23 protein-coding genes and 1 pseudogene are annotated in these 26,037 nt (G+C 65.3%); 21 read left to right on the top strand and 3 right to left on the bottom strand.

Features of this window, described 5'->3' with window-relative positions; all coding sequences use genetic code 11:
* Window positions 1-845 (bottom strand): annotated as a pseudogene (locus QW887_RS05140) (IS3 family transposase); the annotation flags it as partial.
* 239 nt (window positions 846-1,084) lie between these two features.
* Window positions 1,085-1,561, bottom strand: a complete 477-nt coding sequence (gene queF / locus QW887_RS05135) for a preQ(1) synthase (protein WP_316175292.1) — start codon at window positions 1,559-1,561, stop codon at window positions 1,085-1,087.
* Between the two features lie 174 nt (window positions 1,562-1,735).
* On the opposite strand from queF, the gene eno reads away from it, so the two are divergent.
* From eno to QW887_RS05095, 8 genes are all read left to right on the top strand, one after another.
* On the top strand, window positions 1,736-3,019 hold the full coding sequence (gene eno, locus QW887_RS05130) for a phosphopyruvate hydratase (RefSeq protein ID WP_316170145.1): 1,284 nt from the start codon (window positions 1,736-1,738) through the stop codon (window positions 3,017-3,019).
* A 38-nt stretch (window positions 3,020-3,057) separates the two neighbouring features.
* Window positions 3,058-4,200 carry a zinc-binding dehydrogenase gene (locus QW887_RS05125; protein WP_316175293.1) on the top strand — a complete coding sequence of 381 codons (1,143 nt, stop codon included), beginning with the start codon at window positions 3,058-3,060 and terminating at the stop codon, window positions 4,198-4,200.
* A gap of 119 nt (window positions 4,201-4,319) precedes the next feature.
* On the top strand, window positions 4,320-5,315 hold the full coding sequence (locus QW887_RS05120; protein WP_316175295.1) for an MBL fold metallo-hydrolase: 996 nt from the start codon (window positions 4,320-4,322) through the stop codon (window positions 5,313-5,315).
* Window positions 5,316-5,562: 247 nt separating this feature from the next.
* On the top strand, window positions 5,563-6,732 hold the full coding sequence (locus QW887_RS05115; RefSeq protein WP_316194225.1) for a serine hydrolase: 1,170 nt from the start codon (window positions 5,563-5,565) through the stop codon (window positions 6,730-6,732).
* Between the two features lie 147 nt (window positions 6,733-6,879).
* Window positions 6,880-7,437 (top strand): NADPH-dependent FMN reductase, encoded by a 558-nt coding sequence (locus QW887_RS05110; protein WP_316165286.1) that lies wholly within the window; start codon window positions 6,880-6,882, stop codon window positions 7,435-7,437.
* A 145-nt stretch (window positions 7,438-7,582) separates the two neighbouring features.
* Window positions 7,583-8,374 (top strand): aldolase, encoded by a 792-nt coding sequence (locus QW887_RS05105; RefSeq protein ID WP_316194224.1) that lies wholly within the window; start codon window positions 7,583-7,585, stop codon window positions 8,372-8,374.
* A gap of 26 nt (window positions 8,375-8,400) precedes the next feature.
* Window positions 8,401-9,111, top strand: coding sequence for a GNAT family N-acetyltransferase (locus tag QW887_RS05100; RefSeq protein ID WP_316194223.1), 711 nt, complete (start codon window positions 8,401-8,403; stop codon window positions 9,109-9,111).
* A 79-nt stretch (window positions 9,112-9,190) separates the two neighbouring features.
* Complete coding sequence (locus tag QW887_RS05095) at window positions 9,191-9,508, top strand: septum formation initiator family protein (RefSeq protein WP_315711657.1); 318 nt, start codon at window positions 9,191-9,193, stop codon at window positions 9,506-9,508.
* A gap of 134 nt (window positions 9,509-9,642) precedes the next feature.
* Here the strand turns inward: QW887_RS05095 and QW887_RS05090 are convergent, their stop codons facing one another.
* On the bottom strand, window positions 9,643-11,322 hold the full coding sequence (locus tag QW887_RS05090; protein ID WP_315711658.1) for a methyl-accepting chemotaxis protein: 1,680 nt from the start codon (window positions 11,320-11,322) through the stop codon (window positions 9,643-9,645).
* Window positions 11,323-11,802: 480 nt separating this feature from the next.
* On the opposite strand from QW887_RS05090, the gene pdhA reads away from it, so the two are divergent.
* The 13 genes from pdhA (at window position 11,803) to QW887_RS05025 (ending at window position 25,984) form a co-directional block, all read left to right on the top strand.
* Window positions 11,803-12,825 (top strand): pyruvate dehydrogenase (acetyl-transferring) E1 component subunit alpha, encoded by a 1,023-nt coding sequence (gene pdhA / locus QW887_RS05085; RefSeq protein WP_315711659.1) that lies wholly within the window; start codon window positions 11,803-11,805, stop codon window positions 12,823-12,825.
* A 30-nt stretch (window positions 12,826-12,855) separates the two neighbouring features.
* The gene (locus tag QW887_RS05080; RefSeq protein WP_315827496.1) at window positions 12,856-14,250 is read left to right on the top strand and encodes a pyruvate dehydrogenase complex E1 component subunit beta; all 1,395 of its coding nucleotides are present in this window, start codon (window positions 12,856-12,858) and stop codon (window positions 14,248-14,250) included.
* Between the two features lie 18 nt (window positions 14,251-14,268).
* Complete coding sequence (locus QW887_RS05075; RefSeq protein WP_015666657.1) at window positions 14,269-14,574, top strand: DUF5076 domain-containing protein; 306 nt, start codon at window positions 14,269-14,271, stop codon at window positions 14,572-14,574.
* 2 nt (window positions 14,575-14,576) lie between these two features.
* Complete coding sequence (locus QW887_RS05070) at window positions 14,577-15,932, top strand: pyruvate dehydrogenase complex dihydrolipoamide acetyltransferase (RefSeq protein WP_315711661.1); 1,356 nt, start codon at window positions 14,577-14,579, stop codon at window positions 15,930-15,932.
* Window positions 15,933-15,971: 39 nt separating this feature from the next.
* Window positions 15,972-16,208, top strand: a complete 237-nt coding sequence (locus QW887_RS05065; RefSeq protein ID WP_315711662.1) for a hypothetical protein — start codon at window positions 15,972-15,974, stop codon at window positions 16,206-16,208.
* Between the two features lie 32 nt (window positions 16,209-16,240).
* On the top strand, window positions 16,241-17,662 hold the full coding sequence (gene lpdA, locus QW887_RS05060) for a dihydrolipoyl dehydrogenase (protein WP_316194222.1): 1,422 nt from the start codon (window positions 16,241-16,243) through the stop codon (window positions 17,660-17,662).
* A gap of 125 nt (window positions 17,663-17,787) precedes the next feature.
* Window positions 17,788-19,029, top strand: coding sequence for a threonine synthase (locus QW887_RS05055; protein ID WP_316194236.1), 1,242 nt, complete (start codon window positions 17,788-17,790; stop codon window positions 19,027-19,029).
* Window positions 19,030-19,119: 90 nt separating this feature from the next.
* On the top strand, window positions 19,120-20,091 hold the full coding sequence (locus QW887_RS05050) for a tripartite tricarboxylate transporter substrate binding protein BugD (protein WP_316194221.1): 972 nt from the start codon (window positions 19,120-19,122) through the stop codon (window positions 20,089-20,091).
* Window positions 20,092-20,327: 236 nt separating this feature from the next.
* Window positions 20,328-22,052, top strand: coding sequence for a dihydroxy-acid dehydratase (gene ilvD, locus QW887_RS05045; RefSeq protein WP_315711667.1), 1,725 nt, complete (start codon window positions 20,328-20,330; stop codon window positions 22,050-22,052).
* A 103-nt stretch (window positions 22,053-22,155) separates the two neighbouring features.
* Window positions 22,156-22,872, top strand: a complete 717-nt coding sequence (locus QW887_RS05040; RefSeq protein WP_409977886.1) for a tetratricopeptide repeat protein — start codon at window positions 22,156-22,158, stop codon at window positions 22,870-22,872.
* A 47-nt stretch (window positions 22,873-22,919) separates the two neighbouring features.
* Window positions 22,920-23,396, top strand: a complete 477-nt coding sequence (locus QW887_RS05035; protein ID WP_316170153.1) for a GNAT family N-acetyltransferase — start codon at window positions 22,920-22,922, stop codon at window positions 23,394-23,396.
* A 198-nt stretch (window positions 23,397-23,594) separates the two neighbouring features.
* Window positions 23,595-24,644: a substrate-binding domain-containing protein gene (locus QW887_RS05030; protein ID WP_316194220.1), complete on the top strand. Its 1,050-nt coding sequence runs from the start codon at window positions 23,595-23,597 to the stop codon at window positions 24,642-24,644.
* 101 nt (window positions 24,645-24,745) lie between these two features.
* The gene (locus tag QW887_RS05025; RefSeq protein WP_316170155.1) at window positions 24,746-25,984 is read left to right on the top strand and encodes an ABC transporter substrate-binding protein; all 1,239 of its coding nucleotides are present in this window, start codon (window positions 24,746-24,748) and stop codon (window positions 25,982-25,984) included.
* Window positions 25,985-26,037 lie beyond the last annotated feature (53 nt).

Here is a 26,037-nt window from a genome sequence, read left to right as displayed (position 1 = left end):
TCCATGTCAGGATGGCATTGCTCGTGAGCTCGCTGCCGTTGTCGCTCACCACCATCTTGGGCTTGCCGCGCTCGGCGACCAGCCGGTCCAGCTCCCGAGCGACCCGGGCGCCCGAAAGTGAGGTGTCGGCCACCAGCGCCAGGCACTCGCGGGTGCAGTCGTCGACCACGGTCAGGATGCGGAAGCGCCGGCCATCGGTCATCTGATCCGACACAAAGTCGAGTGACCAGCGATCATTCGGGAGCAGCGGCACCGTCATCGGCGCTCGCGTCCCGATAGCGCGCTTGCGGCCACCTCTGCGGCGCACCGTGAGCCGTTCCTCCCGGTACAGCCGGAACAGCTTCTTGTGATTGACCAGGTAGCCCTCCCGCTTGAGCAGGACGTGCAGGCGACGATAGCCGAAGCGGCGACGCTCATGGGCGATCGCCTCATGCGCTGCCGCAGCCCGGCATCATCGGCCCGGCTCGTCCGATATCTGACCGTCATGCGGCAACATCCGATGGCTTTACACGCCCGCCGTTCGCTCATCCCGTGAACGCGCGCGAGATGTGCGACAGCTCTCCGCTTCGCCGCAGGCGTCACCACTTCTTTCCCAGGAGATCCTTCAGGGCGGCATTGTCCAGCATGGCGTCCGCCAGCAGCCGCTTGAGCCGCGTGTTCTCGTCCTCCAGCGTCTTCAGCCGCTTGGCCTCCGAGACGTCCATTCCGCCGAACTTGGCCTTCCACTTGTAAATGCTGGCGTCGCTCACGCCATGCTTGCGGCAGAGATCGGCGACCGGAACGCCGGCCTCGTGCTCCTTCAAAATCCCAATGATCTGCTCTTCCGTAAAGCGGCTGCGCTTCATGCTCTGGTCCTCGTTGGGCCAGAACGAACTTCAAACTGGATTAAGCCCCAGGGGCAAGGTCACCACGAGCAGTTTTTGTCCCGCAGTCGGACTGCGGCGGATCTCCCTCGCGATCCTCGCCTTGTGTTCTGCCGACAGCAAGGACGGCCACGTGACGGTTATCTTGCACTTGGGACAGAACACCGACAGGCGTGCATGTTCCACTGCGCTATTCACGGCCGCCTTCGCCTCGATCAGCTTCAGCCCCGCCCGCGATACGGCGCGACGCCCTGATCCGGCACCCACAATCCCTTCGGCAGTTTGCCGGTCTGCCAGAACACGTCGATCGGGATGCCGCCGCGGGGGTACCAGTAGCCGCCGATGCGCAGCCATTTCGGCTTGAGCTCGGCGGCGAGGCGCTTGCCGATCGCGACGGTGCAATCCTCGTGGAAGGCGCCGTGGTTGCGGAAGCTCGCCAGATAGAGTTTCAGCGACTTGGATTCGACCAGCCATGGGCCGGGGGCATAGTCGATCACGAGATGGGCGAAATCCGGCTGGCCCGTCACCGGGCATAGCGAGGTGAACTCCGGCACCGTGAAGCGGGCCAGGTAATCCGTGTCTTTCTGCGGATTGGGAACGCGATCGAGCTTCGCCGTTTCCGGACTGTCCGGCTGCGCGACCGGACGGCCCAGTTGGAGCTCTGCTGATGTGTCGGATTTGATGGGTCTTTTCGCCATGTGTCGCGTCGCGAGGAGATTGGCGGCCCTCTTAGCCAATCGCGGCGTCTGCGTCATCCGCTTCGTGATCCGGCTGCGACTTGATTTGGTCGCGACTTGGCCTTTTCGGCCTCCCGTCCCTGCGGTAGAAGCGGCGCAGCAACGTCCACCCAGAAACGCCCGTAAGAGGACCTCATGACCGCCATCGTCGACATCATCGGCCGCGAAATCCTGGACAGCCGCGGCAATCCCACGGTCGAGGTCGACGTCGTGCTGGAGGACGGCTCGGTCGGCCGCGCTGCCGTGCCGTCCGGCGCTTCCACCGGCGCCCACGAGGCGGTCGAGCTGCGCGACGGCGACAAGCACCGCTATCTCGGCAAGGGCGTGCTGAAGGCCGTCGAAGCCATCAACGACGAGGTCTATGAGGCGCTCAGCGACATGTCGGTGCAGGACCAGGTCCAGATCGACCAGATCCTGATCGAGCTCGACGGCACCGAGAACAAGAGCCGGATCGGCGCCAACGCCATTCTCGGCGTCTCGCTCGCCTGCGCCAAGGCGGCGGCGATCTCCTACGACATGCCGCTGTATCGCTATGTCGGCGGCACCTCGGCCCGCACCCTGCCGGTGCCGATGATGAACATCGTCAATGGCGGCGTCCACGCCGACAATCCGATCGATTTCCAGGAGTTCATGATCATGCCGGTGGGCGCGCCGAGCTTCGCGGAGGCGCTGCGCTGCGGCTCGGAGATCTTCCACACGCTCAAGGCCGAGCTGAAGAAGGCCGGTCACAACACCAATGTCGGCGACGAGGGTGGCTTCGCGCCGAACCTGCCGTCGGCGGACGCAGCCCTCGACTTCGTCATGAGCGCGATCGGCAAGGCCGGCTACACCGCCGGCGAGGACGTGATGCTGGCGCTGGACTGCGCCGCGACCGAGTTCTTCAAGGACGGCAAGTACGTCTACGAGGGCGAGAACAAGTCGCGCTCGCGCTCCGAGCAGGCCAAGTATCTTGCGGATCTGGTCGCCCGCTACCCGATCGCCTCGATCGAGGACGGCATGTCGGAGGACGACATGGACGGCTGGAAGGAGCTGACCGACCTGATCGGCCACAAGTGCCAGCTCGTTGGCGACGACCTGTTCGTCACCAATGTGAACCGTCTCGAGGACGGCATCCGCAACGGCCGCGCCAATTCGATCCTGATCAAGGTCAACCAGATCGGCACGCTCACCGAGACGCTGGCCGCGGTCGAGATGGCCTACAAGGCCGGCTACACCGCTGTCATGTCGCACCGCTCCGGCGAGACCGAGGATTCCACGATCGCCGATCTCGCCGTCGCCACCAATTGCGGGCAGATCAAGACCGGCTCGCTGGCGCGCGCCGACCGCACCGCCAAGTACAACCAGCTGCTGCGCATCGAGCAGGAGCTGGATGCCCAGGCCAAATATGCGGGCAGGGCGGCGCTGAAGGCGCTGGCCTGAGTCTGGACAAGCTAACCAAAGAAAAAAGGGAGGCACGCATGGGTGTCGAGACACAGGGCCTGCAACTGCGGACGTTGATCAGGCGCAGCGGCGAGCTCGAGCTCTCGCTGGTCGACGTGCCGACCCCCGAGCCGGGGCTGGACGAGGTGGTGGTGCGGATCGAGGCGGCGCCGATCAATCCGTCCGATCTCGGGCTCCTCGTCGGCGCGGCCGATCTGTCGACCCTGCAGGCGTCCGGCACCAAGGAGCGGCCCGTGATCACCGCCAAGGTGCCGGAGGCGGGGATGCGGGCGATGGCCGGCCGGCTCGACGAGTCCTTGGCCGTCGGCAACGAGGGCGCGGGCGTGGTGGTCAAGACCGGCTCCTCGGATGCCGCCAAGGCGCTGATGGGCCGTACCGTCGCGGCCATCGGTGGCGCGATGTACAGCCAGTATCGCTGCCTGAAGCTCTCCGAATGCCTGCCGCTGCCGGCCGGCACCACACCGGAGGAGGGCGCCTCCTGCTTCGTCAATCCGCTGACGTCGCTCGGCATGACCGAGACGATGCGGCGCGAGGGCCATACCGCGCTCGTGCATACCGCGGCCGCGTCCAACCTCGGGCAGATGCTCAACAAGATCTGCCTCAAGGACGGCATCCCGCTCGTCAACATCGTGCGCAGCGCTGATCAGGCCGAGCTGTTGCGCGGCATCGGCGCGAAATACATCGTGGATTCGACGGCGCCGACTTTCATGGACGACCTGATCGCGGCGCTGGTCGAGACCGGCGCGACCATCGCCTTCGATGCGATCGGCGGCGGCAAGCTCGCCGGCCAGATCCTCAACGCGATGGAAGCCGCGATCAACAAGTCCGGCAAGCATCCCTACAGCCGCTACGGCTCGAACGTGCACAAGCAGGTCTACATCTACGGCAGCCTGGACGTCAGGCCGACCGAGATCACGCGCGGCTTCGGCATGACCTGGAGCGTCGGCGGCTGGCTGCTGTTTCCGTTCCTGATGAAGATCGGCAAGGCGGATACCGAGCGGCTGCGCCAGCGCGTCGTCGACGAGCTGAAGACGACCTTTGCGAGCCACTACACCAAGGTCGTTTCCTTGTCCGAGGCGCTCGATCCGGCCAACCTCGCCGCGTACGCCAAACGGGCCACCGGCGAAAAATTCCTCATCGACCCCAACAAAGATAAGTGACCTAACGTCGCTCCTCGGACGTTGCTGACGGGCTTGCGTTTGGCCCGCATGCGGAGACAATCCGCCCCGTTTGTCTGGGGGCGGTGTCAGCCGCATGGAGCACTGAGGAGAGATTTGTCATGACCCGATTGGATCGCCGTCGATTTCTGGCCGGTGCGGCCCTCGCCGGAGTTGCAACCGCTTTGCCGCCGCTGGCCGGACAGGCACGCGCAGCGGTTGCACCCGCCGGCGCACAGGCGCCCGGCTTCTATCGCTACAAGGTCGGCGACTATGAATGCACCTCCGTCAATGACGGCGCGCGCACCTTCCCGATGCCCGACACGTTCGTCGTCAACACGACGAAGGACGACGCGCTCGCGGCTGCCGAAAGCGCCTACATGCCGAAGGGCATGATCACGATCCCCTTCAATCCGCAGTTGATCAACACCGGCTCCAAGCTGGTCCTGATCGACACCGGCAACGGCGCTGGCGCCTTCGAGGCCAGCAAGGGCGCGGTTGGCCGCACGCTGCAGAACCTCGCTGCCGCCGGCGTCGATCCGAAGAGCATCGATGTCGTCGTGCTCTCCCACATGCATGGGGACCACATCAACGGCCTCAAGCTCGCGGACGGCTCGCTGGCGTTCCCGAACGCCGAGCTGAAGGTGCCGGCCAAGGAGTGGGCGTTCTGGGCCAGCGACGAGAACGCCGCCAAGGCGCAGACCGACTTGATGAAGGGCAACTTCGCCAACTTCAAGAAGGTGTTCGGCGGGCTCGAGAGCAAGGTCACCCAGTACGAGTGGGACAAGGAGGTCGCGCCCGGCATCACCGCGCTCGGCACGCCCGGTCACACGCCGGGACACACCTCGTTCGCGGTCGCGTCCGGCAACGCCAGGGTCCTGATCCAGGCCGACGTCACCAACGTCCCCGAGCTGTTCCTGCGCAACCCCGACTGGCATGTGATGTTCGACACCGATGCCGAGATGGCGCAGGCCACACGGCACAAGTTCTATGACATGGCTGCCGCCGAGAAGGCCAAGGTGATCGGCTTCCACTTCTCGTTCCCTTCGGTGGGCTATGTCGAGAAGGACGGCGCCAAGTACCGACTGATTCCGGCGCCGTGGAATCCGGTGATCTGATTATCGGTTAGCGTCATTGCGAGGAGCCCCCGGGTCTCGCCTCCGGCGAGCCCGAGGACAGGCTCCGCGACGAAGCAATCCAGAGTCCCAACCGAGCCCTGGATTGCTTCGCTTCGCTCGCAATGACGGAGGAGAGAGGGGGCCGCCTTCGGGCGGCCTGAGCGTTTTTGCATATGCGAAATGCCGGGCTTTCCGGGCCTGTTGCGAACCCCTATGTCGAGCACCTCGGAAATCCCGCAGGATTCGTATGTCGACCGATCCCTCTCCCTCCAACGCCGATCTCTCCAACTGGCGCACTGCGCCGTTCAGCCGCTGGGCCTTTCACAACATCCGCGCGATCCTGCCGGTCGCCGACATCGAGAGCGCGCCGGGCAGCGCCTGGACGCTGCCGGCGAGCCTCGTGTCGTTCGACGATTTCAGCGTGCGGCTGCCCAAGGGCGGCACGCTCGATCTCGACGGTTTCCTGAAGGCGACGGCGACCGACGGGCTCCTGATCCTGCAGGACGGCCGCATCGTCTTCGAAATGTATGACGGCGGCACCGACCGCGACACGCCGCACATCCTGATGTCGGCGACCAAGTCGATCACCGGCCTCATCGTCGGCATCCTGGCCGGCCGCGGCGAGCTCGATGTCGACGCCGAGGTCACGCGCTATGTGCCGGAAGTGGCCGCCACGGCCTATCGCGGCGCCACGATCCGGCAGCTGCTCGACATGCGTGCGGGCGTCGTGTTCGATGGTGCCGGCCTGCAGGCCTATGCCGACGCCGCGGGCTGGGAGCCGGTCGCGCCGGGCACGACGCCAAACCTGCACGATTTCTTTGCGACGATGCGCGCTCAGGCGGCGCCGCATGGCGGCGCCTTCAGCTACGTCTCGTCCAACACCGATCTGCTGGGATGGGCGATCGAGCGCGCCACCGGCCGCAGCTTCGCGAGCCTCGCCGGCAGCCTGCTGTGGAAGCCGATGGGGGCGAGCGGCGAGGCCTTCATCACCCTCGACCGCGACGGCGCGCCGCGCTGCACCGGCGGCTTCTGCGCCACCTTGCGCGACGTCGCCCGGCTCGGCCAACTCGTGCTGTCAGGCGGGCGGCGGGGCTCTCACACGATCATTCCCGAAGGTTGGATCGACGACATCAGGCACAATGGCGATGTGCAGGCCTGGCGCGAGGGCCAATGGCGCGACAGTTTTGCCGCCATCAGCCGCAACATGCACTATCGCAGCGGCTGGTACGTCACAAACGACGCGCCGCAGCTGATGTTCGCGATGGGCATTCACGGCCAGAACCTGTTCGTCGATGCCGCCAACGGCATCGTGATCGCCAAGGTCTCGTCATGGGCGCAGCCGGTCGACGGGCAGGCGATCTGGCTCACACATCAGGCGGTGGCGGAATTCACGCGCTGTCTCAAGGGGACCGGCTGAGCTCCACGACGCGGGCAAGGGTCGGGAACACTCGGGCGTTGCTTGCGATGAAACGCAGTGTTTCGCGTGAGGATGGTCCATGCACTTGCATGTTCCTGCTCGCGCGCCTTAAGTGCGCTCCACACCCCGCTCCTCAAAGGATTCCCCATGCCCGCACCTTATTCGATCGTCGCCCTCGTCGGCAGTCTCCGCAAGGAGAGCTTCACCCTGAAGATCGCCAATGCGCTCGCCAAGCTGGCGCCGGCCAGCCTGAAGATCGACGTGACCACGCTCAACGGCCTGTCGTTCTTCAACCAGGATCTCGAAGCCAATCCGCCGGCCGACTGGCTCGCCCTGCGGGAGAAGCTGAAGGCCTCGAACGGCGTGCTGATCCTGACGCCGGAATACAACCGCTCGATTCCCGGCGTGCTCAAGAATGCGATCGACGTCGCCTCGCGTCCCTATGGGCAGAGTTCGTTCCTGGGCAAGCCGGTCGGCCTCATCTCCAATTCGCCGGGCCCGCTCGGTGGCGTGGCGGCGGCCAAGCATCTGCAGAACATCATGCCTGGCATCTCTGGCCCGGTCATGGGGCAGCCGGAAATCTACCTGAATGGCGTCGGCGACGCCTTCGACGCCCAGGGCGAGCTGGTCAAGGATTCGCTCAAGACGGTGTTGCAGCAATATCTGGATGCATTCGCCGCATTCGTGGCCAAGCAGAACGGCTGATCGCGTTCGCCGCCGCCGCGTCTACCTGCGGCGGTCGGCAACTGCATGACGGGTATGATGCGGGCAGGGCGTTGACGCGCCTTGCCCGATCCGTTTCAAGGCGATGCCGGACCTGCGCAAGGATGCGCGTTGCCAAGGACAGATGATGGCCCATTCGTTCACACCCGCGTCGTCGTCGAGGCCCGGCCCGAACCAGCCGGATCTCGACTCGGAGGCCGTCTGGCAGGCGCGGATCGACCTCGCGGCCTGTTTCCGGATGGCGGCGCGGCACGGGTTCGAAGAGGGCATCTGCAACCACTTCTCGGCGCTGGTCCCCGGCTATGACGACCTCTTCATCGTCAATCCCTACGGCTATGCGTTCCGCGAACTGACGGCCTCGAAGCTCCTGGTGTGCGACTTCGACGGCAACGTCGTTGCCGGCGACGGCCGCCCGGAGGCGACCGCCTTCTACATCCACGCCCGCATCCACAAGGCGCTGCCGCGCGCCAAGGTCGCGTTCCACACCCACATGCCCTACGCCACCGCGCTGTCGATGACCGAAGGCGACCCGCTGATCTTCGCCGGGCAGACGGCGCTGAAATTCTATGGGCGAACCGCGGTCGACGAGAATTACAACGGGCTGGCGCTCGACGCGCGGGAGGGGGATCGCATCGCCGGGGCTGTCGGTGATGCCGACATCGTCTTCATGAAGCATCATGGCGTCATGGTTCTGGCGCCGACCATCGCCGAGGCCTGGGACGATCTCTATTACCTCGAGCGCGCCTGCCAGGTGCAGTGCCTGGCGCTGTCGACCGGCCGCAAGGTCATCGCGGTCGAGCCTGCAATCGCGGAAGCCGCCTCTCGCCAGATGCGCGAAGGAGATGCGGAATCGGCTCGGTTGCACCTCGAGGCCGTCAAGCGCATGCTCGACCTCGAAGAGCCGGTCTACCGGAGCTGAGGACGGATCGTCTGGAGGCTGGTTCGATGTCCAAATTGGAGCTTTCTGCCGAGCAGCACGCAGCGCTGGATCGCCCCGTCTGGTCAGCCCTGACCACCGGGCACCGAGCGCTTGCGGAGGGCGCCGCGCATGCTCGTCGCTATCCGGCGGCGATTGCGCCATTTGCCGCCATGTCGGACGACGGCGATGCGGCGTGGTCTGAACTCGCCGACCTTGCCAATGAGGATGTCGTTGCGATCGTGACCCCTGCACCCCCGGGCGAGGTGCGTGGCCTTGACGCCCGGCTCAGAGCCAGCGTCCGCCAGATGGTTGCCGTCGGGGCGGTCGATCCCGTGGGGGATGCCGCGGTCGAGGTGCTGGACGAGCGCGACATCCCTGCGATGCTGGAGCTGACTGCACGGACCAAACCCGGTCCGTTCCTGGCCAGGACCCGCGAGCTGGGCCGCTACATCGGCATTCGTGACGGGGAGCGACTGGCCGCCATGGCCGGGGAGCGCATGCGCCTCGACGGGTTCACGGAAATCAGCGCGGTCTGTGTCCATCCGGACTATCGCGGCCTTGGCTATGCCCAGAGGCTCGTCACGGTCCTGATGACGGCCATCAGGGGCAGGGGCGAGACGCCGTTTCTCCACGTCATAGACGACAATCATGCCGCGATCGCGCTGTATGAGCGTCTCGGCTTCGTGTCGCGAGCCACCTTGTGTTTCACGGTGCTTCGGCAATCCGTCAGCCAGTGACGCGTGATGGGACCTTCGGAACGAAGCCGCGCGGCGTAGATTAGCAGATCCTTAACCAAGGCGCCCCATCTTCCGGCCCATGGTCTCCCGCGCGCGGCTCAAATCGTTCCTGACCGGGCTCGCCCTCTACACGATGGCGGCCGCCATCATCGGCTATTTCGGCATCAACGCCTATACCGGCCGCTACGGCCTGACCGCGCGTCAGGAGCTCGACCAGGAGATCATTGCGCTCACCTCCGAGCTCGCCCGGCTGAAGCAGGAGCGGGCGGAGGGTGAGAAGCGCGTGTCGCTGCTGCGCTCCGACCGGGTCGATCCCGACATGCTCGATGAGCGCGCCCGCTTCCAGCTCGGCTACGCTAACCCGCGTGATCTGATCCGGATCAATCGGCCGAACTGAGCGAGCCGGTCTCCGCGATGCATCCGTTGTGAGACTCGCCTCGCGTCTGCGTAACGAACGCAGGCACGACAAGCCCATGACGAGGAAGACCCGCGCTGCGCGCGGGCCTTCGACGATCGCTGATGGGCTGCCCCTTATGCGGCCCGCACGGTGGCGAGGAACTTGTGGACCTCGGCCTTCAGGCGGTTGCTGTCCTGGGACAGTGACTGCACAGCGTTGAGCACCTGGGACGAAGCCGTCCCCGTCTCGGTTGCTTCGCGCTGGACGTCGGCAACATTCGCGGAGACCTCTTTCGTACCGCTGGCGGCTTGCTGGATGTTGCGCGAGATTTCCTGGGTTGCGGCGCCCTGTTCTTCGACAGCGGCTGCGATGGTGGCGGCGATTTCCGACATCCGGCCGATCGTGTCGCCGATTTCCTTGATGGCGGTCACCGAATGCTGAGTGGCGGTCTGGATGGCGCCAATCTGCTGGCTGATCTCTCCCGTCGCCTTGGCAGTCTGCTCGGCGAGCGCCTTGACCTCCGAGGCGACAACGGCGAAGCCGCGACCAGCTTCACCCGCCCGCGCCGCCTCGATGGTGGCGTTCAAGGCCAGCAGGTTGGTCTGGCCGGCGATGGTGTTGATGAGCTCCACCACGTCGCCGATGCGAGCCGCCGCTTGCGACAATTCGCCCACGCGTTCATTGGTCTTGCGGGCCTGCTCAACGGCTTCACTGGCGATCGCCGAAGACTGCTGCACCTGTCGGCTGATCTCGTTCACGGAGGAGGACATTTCCTCGGTGGCGGCGGCGACCGACTGGACGTTGTTGGAGGCGGCGCCTGAGGCGCCGGCTACGACGGTGGCAAGACCCTTCGAGCGCTCGGCCGTTGCGCTGAGCGACTGGGCCGATGACTCCAGATCGGTCGCTGCCGACGACACCGTCTCGATGATCTGGCCGACCGCTGTCTCGAAATCGTTCGCAAGGCGCATCGTATCGATCTTGCGCTGCTCGGCCTGGCGTGCCTCCAGCTCGTTCTGCTCGGCCTCGAGCCGCTGGCGGGCGACGGCATTGACCTTGAACACCTCGACGGCACGGGCCATCTCGCCGACCTCGTCGCGCCGTTCCGAGTTCGGGATCTGCACAGCGAGATTCCCGTTCGCAAGCTCGGTCATCGTCCGGGTGATCGCTTGCAGCGGCCGGACCAGGCCGCGCGCGATCATCAGGGTCGCAACGCACAGCAGGGCGATCAGTCCGACGGCCCAGATCAGCGTCACCTTGACGGAGGCGTAGAACGCCTCGTCGAGATCGTCGACATACACGCCTGTGCCCACAACCCAGTTCCACGGATCGGCCTTCATGGTGTAGCCGAGCTTCGCCACCGGGACGCTGCTGCCGGCGCGCGCGAACATATAGCTGACGAAGCCGCCACCAGGCTGGGTCGAAGCCGCGATCAACTCGCGTACGAAGGGCAGACCATTGGCGTCCTTTTCGTTGAGCAGACCCTTGCCCTCCCAATCCGGCTTCGGGCCAAGCACGAGGTTCACGCCGTCCGGCTGGTAGACGAAGATGTAGTCGTTCTTGCCGAACCGAATGCCGCGGAGCACGGCCTTGGCGCGGTTCTGCGCCTCGTCCGCGGTCAGGGCCCCCTTCGCCGCCGCATCGGCAAAGCCCTTCACGATCGACACGGCAGATTGCACCTGTCCGACGACTGCAGCCTTACGCTCTTCGACCAGGGCTGTTCGGGTGGCCAGCAGCTGGCTGACCACGGCGACGATACAGACGCCGATGGATAACGCGACCAGAACCGCAAAGCGGCGAGGGATGGTGAGAACCATGTTCGTTCCTGTCAGAGGGCCCAGGCAGCCGGACAGTCCAGGCAGCCAGGGATTTTCGTTGAGTTGTTTGATTTCGTTGATGAATTCGGAAAAATTGTGCGCTGCGGAGGGTTTAGAATTGATTGATTCGAAGGCCCGTAGGAACACGGAGACCCCCTGCCGCTGCTCGGTCGGAATATCCGTTATGCCGATGTTCGATATGTCGGGTTTTTTGGTCGCTGTCGGCGTCGTCGAGATCCCAACGATGAGGGTGTCGTCGAGGGCGTCGCCGGCTTGGCCTCACGCGTCCCATCCGCTGAGATGGCTGCTCTTTTTTGTAGCGGCCTGCGGTCGGATTCCAAAAATGGTGGAATTGTATTTGCAATATTTCGTGTGCATTGCAGCGCGGCACGCCAAAGCCTTCGGACGCGCCACGCGGTCCTTTTACGTCTCCTGGAGTTGAGCTAGAGAGAGCTACTTTTTCTCTCATCCGGAATTGCCATGGCCGCACCGAAGAAGACCGCCGCAAAGGAACAAGGGCAGGACAGAGACAACGGCCCGCCGCCGGAATTCACCAGAGAACAGGAATTGGCTGCGCTTCGCGACATGCTGCTGATCCGCCGCTTTGAGGAAAAGGCCGGTCAGCTTTATGGCATGGGTGCGATCGGCGGCTTCTGCCATCTTTACATCGGCCAGGAAGCCGTCGTGGTCGGCATGCAGATGGCGCTGAAGCCGGGCGATCAGGTCATCACCGGCTATCGTGATCATGGCCACATGCTGGCCACCGGCATGGACGCCAAGGGCGTGATGGCCGAGCTCACCGGGCGCCGCGGTGGATACTCCAAGGGCAAGGGCGGCTCCATGCACATGTTCAGCATGGAGAAGAACTTCTTCGGCGGCCACGGCATCGTCGGCGCCCAGGTCTCGCTCGGCACCGGCCTTGCGCTCGCCAACCGCTACCGCGGCAACGACTCGGTCAGCGTCGCCTATTTCGGCGATGGCGCGGCCAACCAGGGGCAGGTCTATGAGAGCTTCAACATGGCGGAGCTCTGGAAGCTGCCGGTGATCTACGTCATCGAGAACAACCGCTATGCGATGGGCACGGCGGTGTCGCGCGCCTCGGCGCAGACCGACTTCTCCAAGCGCGGCATCTCCTTCAACATCCCGGGCGAGCAGGTCGACGGCATGGACGTCCGCGCCGTGAAGGCTGCGGGCGAGAAGGCCGTTGCCTGGTGCCGCGAGGGCAAGGGCCCGTACATTCTGGAAATGCAGACCTACCGCTATCGCGGCCACTCGATGTCGGACCCGGCGAAGTATCGCACCCGCGAGGAGGTGGAGAAGGTCCGTCACGACCAGGATCCGATCGAGCAGGTGCGCAACCGCCTGCTGGCGGCCAAGGTCAGCGAGCAGGATCTCAAGACGATCGATGCCGACGTGCGCAAGATCGTCAACGAGGCCGCCGATTTCGCGCAGGCCGATCCCGAGCCCGATGTCGCCGAGCTCTACACCGACGTTTACCGCTGAGCGCGCGCAAGCTGTTTCTCTGGAGCTGATATGCCTATTCAAGTTTTGATGCCTGCGCTGTCGCCCACGATGGAAAAGGGCAATCTCGCCAAATGGCTGAAGAAGGAAGGTGAGGCGATCAAGTCGGGTGACGTGATCGCCGAGATCGAGACCGACAAGGCCACGATGGAGGTCGAGGCGACCGACGAGGGCACGCTCGGCAAGATCCTGATCCCCGAAGGCACCGCCGACGTCGCGGTCAATACGCCGATTGCGACCATCCTCGCGGATGGCGAGAGCGTGGCCGATCTCGGCAAGGCGGCACCCGCTGCCGAGATGAAAGCCGCGCAGTCGGCGCCGCCGGCCGAGCCGGCTGCTTCGGTGTCGGCATCGCCTGCGCCGACCGGCGTGGCTGCGCCGCAGAGCGTGGCCGAGCCCGATCCCGAGGTGCCAGCGGGCACCGAGATGGTGACGCAAACCATCCGCGAGGCGCTGCGCGACGCCATGGCCGAGGAGATGCGCCGAGACGGCGACGTCTTCATCATGGGCGAGGAGGTCGCCGAATATCAGGGCGCCTACAAGGTCACCCAGGGCCTGCTGCAGGAGTTCGGCGCCCGCCGCGTGATGGACACGCCGATCACCGAGCACGGCTTCGCCGGCATCGGCGTCGGTGCGGCGATGGCCGGCCTGAAGCCGATCGTCGAGTTCATGACCTTCAACTTCGCCATGCAGGCGATGGACCAGATCATCAACTCCGCGGCGAAGACACTCTATATGTCCGGTGGCCAGATGGGCTGCTCGATCGTGTTCCGTGGTCCGAACGGCGCCGCCGCCCGCGTTGCCGCGCAGCATAGCCAGGACTACGCGTCCTGGTACTCTCACGTTCCCGGCCTCAAGGTGATCGCGCCGTACTCCGCGGCGGACGCCAAGGGCCTGCTGAAGGCCGCGATCCGCGATCCGAACCCGGTGATCTTTCTCGAGAACGAGGTGCTCTACGGCCACTCCGGCGAAGTGCCGAAGCTCGACGACTATGTGATCCCGATCGGCAAGGCGCGCATCGCCCGCAGCGGCAAGGACGTCACCATCATCTCGTGGTCGAACGGCATGACCTACGCGCTGAAGGCCGCCGATGAGCTTGCCAAGGAGGGCATCGAGGCCGAGGTGATCGACCTGCGCACGCTGCGTCCGATGGACACCGAGACCATCGTCGCCTCGGTCAAGAAGACCGGCCGCGCGGTGACGGTGGAGGAGGGCTGGCAGCAGAGCGGCGTCGGCGCCGAGATCGCCGCGCGCATCATGGAGCACGCCTTCGACTATCTCGATGCCCCAGTCGCGCGCGTGTCCGGCAAGGACGTGCCGATGCCGTATGCGGCGAATCTCGAGAAGCTCGCGCTGCCCTCGGCCGCGGAGGTCGTTCAGGCCGCCAAATCCGTCTGCTACCGGTAAGCCGTCGAGGACGCCCAGATGGCCGGACCCAAGGAGCAGCCGCTGCCGCCCGATGTAATCGGCCGCGAGGACGCCACCGAAGTGTTGCGCGCCTTCGTGCTCGATGGCGGGCTCTCGATCGCCTTCCAGCGCGCGTTCGAGGAGCCCGACGTGTGGGGGCTGCTCCTGGTCGACGTCGCCCGTCATGCTGCGCGCGCCTATGCGCGCGAGAGCGATTATTCCGAAGACGAGGCGCTGCAGCGCATCGTCGAGATGTTCGAAGCCGAGCTGGCTCGGCCGACCGATACGGGCACCACCAGCCCCAGGTCGAAACAAGGTCACTGATCATGCCGATCAACATTCTCATGCCCGCGCTGTCGCCGACGATGGAGAAGGGCAACCTCGCCCGTTGGCTCAAGAAGGAAGGCGACCAGGTCAAGTCAGGCGAGGTCATCGCCGAGATCGAGACCGACAAGGCCACGATGGAAGTCGAGGCGGTCGACGAAGGCACCCTCGCCAAGATCCTGGTGCCGGAAGGCACGCAGGACGTGCCCGTGAACGACGTGATCGCGGTGCTCGCCGGCGAGGGCGAGGACGTCAAGGCCGCCGGCAGCGCACCGGCTGCGGCAGCTCCCAAGCCCGAGGCCAAGCCCATCGCATCGGCGGCTCCCGCTGCGACGGCTGCACCGGCCGCGGCGCCCGCGCCGAAGTCGGCTACGGCTCCTGCGCCAGCCGCGCCTGCGGCGGCCCCTCAGGTCAACGGTCATGCGCGCATCTTCTCGTCGCCATTGGCGCGACGTCTCGCCAAGGATGCCGGCATCGATCTCGGCCGCATCACCGGCACCGGCCCGCACGGCCGCGTCGTTGCGCGCGACGTCGAGGACGCCAAGTCCGGCAAGGGCCTGAAGGCCGCGCCGTCGGCGGCACCTGCCGCGACAGGCGCGCCCGCGCTGGCGCCGTCGATGTCGGACAAGCAGATCCTGGCGCTGTTCGAGCCCGGCTCCTACGAGGTCATCCCGCACGACGGCATGCGCCGCACCATCGCGCAGCGCCTCACGGCGTCGGTGCAGAACGTCCCGCACTTCTATCTCACGATCGACTGCGACATCGGCAAGCTCCTGGCTGCGCGCGAGGAGATCAATGCGGCGGCTCCCAAGGACAAGGAGAAGAAGCCGCTCTACAAGCTCAGCGTGAACGATTTCGTCATCAAGGCGATGGCGGTGGCGCTGCAGAAGATCCCGAACTGCAACGTCAGCTGGACCGAAGGCGGCATGGTCAAGCACAAGCATTCCGACGTCGGTGTCGCCGTCGCAATGCCCGGCGGACTGATCACGCCGATCATCCGCAAGGCCGAGACCAAGACGCTATCGGCGATCTCCAGCGAGATGAAGGACTTTGCCGCGCGCGCCCGCTCGCGCAAGCTGAAGCCGGAGGAATATCAGGGCGGCACCACGGCCGTCTCCAACCTCGGCATGTACGGCATCAACCACTTCACCGCCGTGATCAATCCGCCGCATGCGACGATCCTCGCGGTTGGCACCTCGGAAGAACGCCCCGTGGTGCGCAACGGCAAGATCGAGATCGCGAGCATGATGAGCGTGACCCTGTCGTGCGATCACCGCGCGATCGACGGCGCGCTCGGCGCCGAGCTGATCGGCGCCTTCAAGCAGCTGATCGAGAATCCCGTGATGATGATGGTGTGATCTTGCTTTCCGGAGCGGGATGGCAAACGGGGCCAACGCATGCGCATCAGAACGCGATGGCCCTGGATCACGGCGCTGGCGAGCGCCGCGCTGTTCGCCAATCCGCTCGGGATCGACGTCATCCATTCTGCCTTCTTCTCCGGCGAGGCGCTGTCGCGCGGCATCTGGGCGCCGATCGCGCTCGCCGGATTCGCTATCTGCACCCTGCTGATGCTCCTGGAAGCCGTCATGCGAGCCATGATCTGGCGACGCTCCGTCCGCAGCCCCACCGTCTGATTTCCGACTGCTTAAGTTGAATGGGAGCCGTCATGGCCGACACATCCTTCGACATCATCATCATCGGGTCCGGCCCGGGCGGCTACGTCGCCGCGATCCGCGCCGCCCAGCTCGGCTTCAAGACCGCGATCATCGAGAAGTCCTATCTCGGCGGCATCTGCCTGAACTGGGGCTGCATCCCGACCAAGGCGCTGCTGCGCTCGGCCGAGATCTATCACTACATGCAGCATGCCAAGGACTATGGCCTGTCGGCGGAGAAGATCTCCTACGATCCGAAGGCGGTTGTGCAGCGCTCGCGCGGCGTCTCGAAGCGCCTCAATGACGGCGTCGGCTTCCTGATGAAGAAGAACAAGGTCCAGGTGATCTGGGGCAAGGCTGCGATCGACGCGCCCGGCAAGATCACGGTGACCAAATCCGACGTCGAGGCGCCCAAGGGCGCGCTGGGCGAGGGGACCTATCAGGCGAAGCACATCATCGTTGCCACCGGCGCGCGGCCGCGCGTGCTGCCGGGGCTCGAGCCGGACAAGAAGCTGGTCTGGACCTATTTCGAGGCGATGGTTCCTGACAAGATGCCGAAGTCGCTGTTGGTGGTCGGCTCTGGCGCGATCGGCATCGAATTCGCCTCGTTCTTCCGCACGATGGGCTCTGACGTCACCGTGGTCGAGGTGCTGCCGCAGATCCTGCCCGTCGAGGACGCCGAGATCGCCGGCCTCGCGCGCAAGCAGCTGGAGAAGCAGGGCCTCAAGATCATGACCGGCGCCAAGGTCACCAAGCTCGACAAGAAGAGCGACAGCGTGGTCGCCACGATCGACGACGGCAAGGGCAAGATCGAGGCGGTCGAGTTCGATCGCGTGATCTCGGCCGTCGGCGTCGTCGGCAACATCGAGAATCTCGGGCTGGAGAAGCTCGGGGTGAAGACCGATCGTGGCTGCATCGTCATCGACGGCTACGGCAAGACCAACGTGCCCGGCATCTACGCCATCGGTGACGTCGCCGGTCCCCCGATGCTGGCGCACAAGGCCGAGCATGAGGGCGTGGTCTGCATCGAGGCGATCAAGGGCCTGCATCCGCACGCGATGGACAAGAACCTCATTCCGGGCTGCACCTACTGCCATCCGCAGGTCGCCTCCGTCGGCCTCACCGAGGCCAAGGCCAAGGAGCAGGGCCGCGACATCCGGGTCGGCCGCTTCCCCTTCGTCGGCAACGGCAAGGCGATCGCGCTCGGCGAGGACCAGGGCCTGGTCAAGGTCATCTTCGACAAGAAGACGGGCCAGCTGATCGGCGCCCACATGGTCGGCGCCGAGGTCACCGAGCTGATCCAGGGCTATGTCGTGGCGATGAATCTCGAAACGACGGAAGAAGAGCTGATGCACACGGTGTTCCCGCATCCGACCCTGTCGGAGATGATGAAGGAAGCCGTGCTCGACGCCTATGGCCGCGTGCTGAACATGTAGCTCCGTCCCCGCTCGTCATGCGCGGGCTTGACCCGCGCATCCATCGCGCTTCGGGAAACTTTGCGAAGCGGATGGATTGCCGGGTCAAGCCCGGCAATGACGACAGCAGCCAGAAAGTCACTGCCGTGAAATCCAGCGACAATCTCACCATCGAACGTCCGACCTTCGTCACCCATCTCGAATGCGCGATGGAAGGCGATCACTATCCGGCGGATCAGGTCCACAACCTCTCCAAGGCCGGCAAGCCGCTCTTGGTGCGCTACGATCTCGCAGGCGTGAAGCGGGCGCTCACGAAGGACGCGCTGGAGCAGCGTCCGGCCGACATATGGCGCTATCGCGAACTGCTGCCGGTGCGCAAATGCCAGGACATCGTCAGCCTCGGCGAAGTCATGACACCGCTGATCAGCCTGCCCAAGCTGTCGAAGAAGCTCGGCGGCGGCGAGATCATCGTCAAGGATGAGGGCCGGCTGCCGACCGGCTCGTTCAAGGCGCGCGGCCTCGTGATGGCGGTGTCGATGGGCAAGGCGCTCGGCATCAAGCACATGGCGATGCCGACCAACGGCAATGCCGGTGCTGCGCTCGCGGCCTATGCGACCTCCTGCGGCATCAAGACCACGATCTTCTGTCCGGCCGATACGCCGGAGGTGAATGTCAGCGAGATCGAGCTGCAGGGCGCGACCGTCTACCGCGTCAACGGACTGATCGACGATTGCGGCAAGATCGTCGGCGAGGGCAAGGCCAAGGTCGGCTGGTTCGATACCTCGACCCTGAAGGAGCCGTATCGCATCGAGGGCAAGAAGACGATGGGCCTGGAGCTTGCCGAGCAGCTCGGCTGGGACGTGCCCGACGTGATCTTCTATCCGACCGGCGGCGGCACTGGCCTGATCGGCATGTGGAAGGCGTTCGACGAACTGGAGAAGATCGGCTTCATCGGCGCAAAGCGTCCGCGCATGGTCGCGGTGCAGGCCTCGGGCTGCGCGCCGATGGTGCGGGCCTTCGAGCAGGGCGTCGAGCATGCGACCCGGTGGGAAGACGCCCACACCATCGCGTCCGGCATCCGCGTGCCTCAGGCGGTGGGTGATTTTCTCATCCTGCGCGCGGTGCGCGAGAGCAAAGGTTTCGCCATTGCGGTCGATGATGAGAAGATTTCATCTGCGCTCAGCGAAGTCGCGCGCGAGGAGGGGCTGCTGTTGTGCCCGGAAGGCGCGGCGACCTATGCCGCCTACAAGCAGAGCCTGGCCGACGGGCGCGTAACGAAAAACGATCGCGTCATGCTGTTCAATTGCGCGACAGGACTTAAATATCCGCTGCCGCCGGTCACCCGCACGCTCGATCGTCACCAGCCGATCGACTTCGGGCAGTTCTAACTAACAACCAGCACCGCGGCCTCGGGCACATGCTCCGGCGCAGACGCATTCGCGTCTGCCGCCGGTGCGTGCGACACAAGGGAGGACGTGATGCGACGAGCTCTTTGCGCCGTGCTGTTGGTGTGTCTTGCGCTGATGCAGCCGGCGCGCGCCGACAATTATCCCTCGCGCGCGATCACCGTGATCGTGCCATTCGCTGCCGGCGGCCCATCGGATGCGATGATGCGCATCCTCGCCGAGCACATGAGACAGACGCTCGGCCAGCCCGTTCTGATCGAGAACGTGACAGGGGCGGGCGGTTCGATCGGCGTGGGCCGTGCCGTCCGCTCGAAGCCCGACGGCTACACCGTGAGCTTCGGCCATCTCGGCACCCATGTCGCCAACGGCGCCGTCTACCGGCTCGGCTATGACCTCGAAGCCGATCTCGAGCCGGTGGTGCTGCTGCCGAGCAATCCGATGATCATCGTCAGCAGGAACAATATCCCGGCGAAGTCGCTGCCGGAGTTTCTCGCCTGGGTGAAGTCGCAGCCGAATCCCGTGTCGGCCGGCACCGCGGGCAATGGCTCCGGCAGCCATATCGCGGGGCTCTATTTCGAGCAGATCACCGGCCTCAAGCTGCAATATGTGCCGTATCGCGGCACGGGACCGGCGATGAACGATCTGGTCGCCGGCCAGATCGATCTGATCGTCGACCAGACCTCCAACGCCATCAACCAGGTTCGCGCCGGGACGATCCGCGCCTACGCCGTCACCGACGCCAAGCGGCTCGAGTCCGCGCCGGAGATTCCGACCACCGACGAGGCCGGCCTGCCGGGCTTCCACATGACCCTGTGGTCGGGCCTCTGGCTGCCGAAGGGCGCCAGCAAGGAGATCGTCGACACCCTCAATGCTGCGGCGGTGGCTGCGCTGGACGAGCCGGATGTGAAAAATCAATTGAAAAACCTGGGGTTGCAGATGCCCGCGGCCGACCAACGGGGCCCCGCCGCGCTTGGAACCCTGCAACGCGCCGAGATCCGCAAATGGTGGCCGATGATCCGCGCCGCCGGGGTGGTGCCGGAGTAGGCTCACCCTGCCACGCCCAATCGCACATGGTTGCGCATCGGCCACGAATGTTGCGACGTCGCCACAGTTTACGAAGTTTTGGTAACAATCTCCGGCGCTCCGCAAACGCGCCGCTTTTTAGCCACACCTGGTCGTGAAATACTTTGATCAGAACATAACCAGTGCGTGTGAGGCTGCCGAAAATCCACTTGCCGGATTTTGAGCGTTCTCCGCAGCACCGGGAGGCCAAAACAGCGATGGACGCGAAGACCGACATCAAGCGCAGGCTGCCCAGCCGTCATGTGACGGAAGGGCCCGAGCGTGCGCCGCATCGGTCCTACCTCTACGCCATGGGCCTCACCACGGCGCAGATCCATCAGCCCTTCGTCGGCGTCGCCTCGTGCTGGAACGAGGCTGCGCCCTGCAACATCGCGCTGATGCGGCAGGCCCAGGCGGTGAAGAAGGGCGTCGCCCACGCCGGCGGCACGCCGCGCGAATTCTGCACCATCACCGTGACCGACGGCATCGCGATGGGCCATGACGGCATGCGCTCCTCGCTGCCGTCGCGCGAGGCGATCGCCGATTCGGTGGAGCTGACGATTCGCGGCCATTCCTACGATGCGCTCGTCGGCCTCGCCGGCTGCGACAAATCGCTGCCGGGCATGATGATGGCGATGGTCCGGCTCAACGTGCCCTCGATCTTCATCTATGGCGGCTCGATCCTGCCCGGCAATTTCCGCGGCCAGCAGGTCACCGTGCAGGACATGTTCGAGGCTGTCGGCAAGCATTCGGTGGGCGCGATGTCGGACGACGACCTCGACGAGCTCGAGCGCGTCGCCTGTCCGTCGGCTGGCGCCTGCGGCGCCCAGTTCACGGCCAACACGATGGCGACGGTGTCCGAGGCGATCGGGCTGGCGCTGCCTTATTCGGCCGGGGCCCCGGCGCCTTACGAAATCCGCGATGCCTTCTGCATGACCGCCGGCGAACAGGTCATGGAGCTGATTGCCGCCAATATCCGCCCGCGCGACATCGTCACGCGAAAATCCCTGGAGAATGCCGCTGCGGTTGTGGCGGCGTCCGGCGGGTCGACCAATGCTGCGCTGCATCTACCTGCGATTGCGCACGAGGCCGGCATCAAGTTCGACTTATTCGACGTCGCCGAAATCTTCAAAAAGACACCTTATATCGCGGATTTGAAGCCGGGTGGCCGCTATGTCGCCAAAGACATGTTCGAGGCTGGTGGCATTCCGCTCTTGATGAAGACGTTGCTCGACCATGGCTATTTGAACGGCGACTGCCTCACAGTCACCGGCCGGACGATCGCCGAAAACCTCAAAGGCGTGAAGTGGAATCCGCACCAGGACGTGGTGGTGCCGGCTGACAAGCCGATCACTGCAACCGGGGGTGTCGTCGGTCTGAAAGGCAATCTCGCGCCAGAGGGCGCGATCGTGAAAGTCGCGGGCATGTCGAACTTGAAATTCTCTGGGCCGGCCCGCTGCTTCGATCGGGAAGAGGACGCCTTTGACGCCGTCCAGAAGCGCACCTATCGCGAAGGCGACGTGATCGTCATTCGCTACGAGGGGCCGCGCGGCGGTCCGGGCATGCGGGAAATGCTGCAGACCACGGCGGCGCTGACAGGGCAGGGCATGGGCGGCAAGATCGCGCTGATCACCGACGGCCGGTTCTCGGGCGCGACCCGGGGCTTCTGCATCGGCCATATCGGACCGGAGGCGGCGGTCGGCGGACCGATCGCGCTGGTCGAGGATGGCGACATCATCGAGATCGACGCCGAGGCGGGCATCCTTAACGTGAAGTTGAGCGATGCCGAGCTGGCGACACGCAAGACCAAGTGGACGCCGCGTGAGACGCATCACACGTCAGGTGCACTTTGGAAATATGCCCAGCAGGTGGGGCCGGCCGTGGCGGGCGCCGTGACCCATCCAGGTGGTGCGCAAGAGAAGTATTGCTATGCGGACATCTGATCGGATCCTTTTCGCATTGATGCTGGGGGTTGCCCCGCTCGCGTTGCCGACGCCATCGTTCGCGTTCGATGGCGCTCCGGTCAACCAGGAGCCGGCGATCCCCGTGGCTGGACAGCAGGCTGGCGCCGGCGCGCTGCGCAAGGCGCTGCCCGCGACGACGTCCTCGACCTCACCCACGCAGTCCCTGACGGCGCTCCAATACGCGGCGGAGGAAGGTCACCCGATTGCGCAGTTCAAGCTCGGCCGCATGTATGCGGCGGGCGATGGCGTTGCGCGCGACGACATGCGCGCCTTCGACTATTTCAGCCGCATCGCCAATGCGCATGCGGAGGACAGCCCGTCGGCGCCGCAGGCGCAGATCGTCGCCAATGCCTTCGTCGCGCTCGGCCGCTATTACCTGAGCGGCATCCCCAACACGAAGGTCAAGGCCGATCCGGATCGCGCGCGGGAGATGTTCTCCTATGCGGCGTCCTACTTCGGCAATGCGGACGCCCAGTACGACCTGGCGCGGATGTACCTGAAGACCGCGGATGCCTCGCGCGACGACTTCCGTTATGGTGCGCGCTGGCTTGGCCTCGCCGCGCAGAAGGGCCAGCACCAGGCCCAGGCGCTGCTTGGTCAGATGCTGTTCAACGGCGACCGGTTGCCGCGCCAGCCGGCGCGCGGACTGATGTGGCTCACGCTGGCGCGCGACAGCGCCGGTCCGGACGAAGCCTGGATCAAGGAGAGCTACAACCGCGCCTTCGCCAAGGCCTCGGACGATGACCGCGCCTCGGCGCTGCAGATGCTCGAGAGCTGGGTGCAGGGCAAGCGCGAGTAGCAGGAGCGGAATGCATCGCGTTCCCTCCGTTCGAGAGAGGGGCTGCGATGATCATCCGCGATGCGACGGCTGACGATGCCGAGGCGGCCTGCGCCGTGTTGCGGGCCTCGATTTCCGAATTGTGCAGGGACGACCACCGCGGCGACCCGCAGATCCTGGCGCGCTGGCTGGCCAACAAGACACCCCAGAACGTGGCGCAGTGGGCGGACGGGCAGGGGCGCTCACTGCTGGTCGCGGTCGAGGATGGTGCGATTCTCGCGGTCGGCGGGCTCGCCCATCCCGGCGAGATCACGGTCAACTACGTGTCGCCGCAAGCCCGGTTTCGCGGCATCAGCTCGGCGCTGGTGGCCGAGCTGGAGCGGCGGGCGGTCGCGCTTGGTGCAAGGGAGATCGCCTTGTTGAGCACCGAGACCGCGCATCGATTCTATCTCGCCCGCGGCTACGTCGATGTCGGCGTGCCCGCCGGCAAGTTCGGCACCGCGGCCTCCTATCCGATGCGCAAAACCCTCGGTCCCGCGCGGTGAGTCGCGGGTCGCGACGACACATCGAGGCCAAGGCAGCGGATGCCTAACGAATAGGCGTCGGCGCGCCGATGTTCTGACCAGCGTCAGGTTCCAGAACCAAAATCGGCGAACTTTGGTACCGAACGACCGCGATGACGCCAAAACGCGCTTGGCACGATTCGTGAGTGCAAATCCTCGGCAACAGCAGAGGCGGCACGTTTGCACAGCGTTCGGATCGGCCTGATCATTCCTCAGCGCGGCTCGGCGGGGTTGTGGGCACCCTCCGCGGAAGCCTGTGGGCGGCTGGCCGTGACCGAGCTGAACCAGGCCGCCGGCATCCGCCGCCGACAGGTCGAGCTGATCGTCATCGACGCCGGCGCAACCGCCGCCAGCGCGGGTCGGGCCGCGGTCGAAGCGGTCGACGAGTTCGCCGTCGACGGCCTCGTCGGCATGCTGCCGAGCTACGCGCGAGATCCTGTCGCGCAAGCCGCGCGCGGCCGCGTGCCGTTCGTCTACACGCCCCAGTTCGAGGGCCTGCCGGCGAACAGCGATGTGATGACCACGGGCGAGACCGCCGGCGAATTGCTGGCACCCGCGATCCAATGGCTCTCGGAGTGCAAGCGCGCCCGGCGCTTCTTCCTGTGCGGCAACGACTACATCTGGCCGCGTTCCTCGCTCGACATCGCCAAGCGCCTGATCGCGCGATACGGCGGCGTCGTCACCGGAGAGCACTACGTGCCGGTCGGCGTGCATGATTTCGACGAGATGCTCGATCGTATCAAGACCACGCGCAGCGACGTCGTTCTCCCGGTCTTTCTCGGCTTCGACTGCATCGTGTTCAGCCGCGCCTTCTGCGCCGCCGGGCTCAGCCGCCACGTTCTGCGCTTCTCCTCGGCCTTCGACGAGACCATCGTCTATGGACTCGACAGCAGCGAGACCGAGAACGTGTTCGTCGCCTCCAGCTACTTTGCATCGCTGCGCTCGCGCAACAACGGCGCCTTCCTGGAGCGTTACTACACGGCGTTCGGCGACAACCCGCCGCCCGCGAACGGCTATGGCGAGTCCTGCTACGAGGGCATTCACGCGCTCGCCGCGCTGATCGAGCGCGCCGAGAGCTTCGATGCGCGCGTTCTCAGGCGCTTCTTCGGGCGCACGCTGCAGCGGCGCACCGCGCGCGGCACGGAGGCACAGCCGGTGGTTGGCGGCCGGCACCCGATCCACCTCGCCGAGCTGGACGGCTACGACTTCGCGGTCGTCGCCTCGCGCTGACGCGCAAGGTGCGCCCCAAAAAACACTTGCCTTTTCAAATATTGTAATTTTAAACTTTGCGCGACTTGTGCAACAGCATCACCAACCGATGGGGACCCCTGATGATTTTTTCCCGCCGTCGTTTTCTGCAACGCTCGGCCATCGCGACGTCGACCTTGATCGCGGCACCTGCGGTGTTCCGCTCAGGCGCGCTCGCGGCCGAGAACCCGATCACGGTCGGCAGCCTGCACGACCAGTCGGGCCCGATCGGCACCTCCGGCACGCCGATGGTCTACGCGCTGCAGCTTGCCGTCGATGAGATCAATGCCGCCGGCGGCCTGCTCGGCCGTCCCTTGAAGGTGATCCACTACGACACCCAGTCCAACATCCAGCTGTACTCGCAATATGCCCAGCAGCTGGCGGTGAAGGACAAGGTCGACGTCGTCCATGGCGGCATCACCTCGGCCTCGCGCGAGGCGATCCGGCCGACCTTCGACCGCTTCAAGGTGCTGTACTTCTACAACACGCTGTACGAAGGCGGCGTCTGCGACCGCAACACGTTCTGCACCGGCACCACGCCGGCGCAGACGGTCGAGAAGCTTGTGCCGAGCGCGATGAAGAAGTCGGGCAAGAAGGCCTACATCATCGCGGCCGACTACAATTACGGTCAGATCACCGCGAAGTGGATGACCAAGTACTGCAAGGACAATGGCGGCGAGATTCTCTCGACCGACTTCTTCCCGCTCGACGTCACCAATTTCGGCTCGACCATCTCGAAGATCCAGGCGGCCAAGCCCGACCTCATCCTGTCGGCGCTGGTCGGCGGCAACCACACCGCATTCTACCGGCAGTGGACTGCCGCCGGCATGAAATCGAAGATCCCGATCGCCTCGACCACCTTTGGGCTCGTCAACGAGCCCTCGACGCTGGACGCGGCGGAAAGCGATGGGGTCATTGGCGCCTACGGCTATTTCGAGGAGCTGACCACGCCGGCCTCCAAGAGCTTCGTCGAGAAGATCAAGAAGGCGCATCCGGATTCGCCTTACATCAGCGAGCTCGCCTCGTGCACCTATGAAGGCGTGATGCTGTGGGCCGAGGGCGTCAAGAAGGCCGGCAGCATCGACCGCATGAAGGTGATCGAGGCGCTCGAAAGCGGCCTCGTCTTCGACGGCCCCAGCGGCAAGGTCTCGCTGGACAAGCCGACCCATCACACGGTTCGCAACGCGTTCCTTGCCGAGGTGAAGGACCGCAAATGGTCGGTGCTGGAGACCTACACCGACGCCAAGCCGGCGGACACCGCGAGTGTCTGCGACCTCGTCAAGAACCCCACCGACACCAAGCAGTACATCATCAATCTCTGACGCCTGCCGGGTCCCGCCATCCGGCGGGGCCCGGTGTCCCTGGACTGCCCTGA

It is taken from the genome of Bradyrhizobium sp. SZCCHNRI3052 (assembly GCF_032484895.1).
Lineage (GTDB): Bacteria > Pseudomonadota > Alphaproteobacteria > Rhizobiales > Xanthobacteraceae > Bradyrhizobium.
Note: the sequence above shows the minus strand (reverse complement) of the source record. Positions and strands in the feature narration are given on the sequence as shown.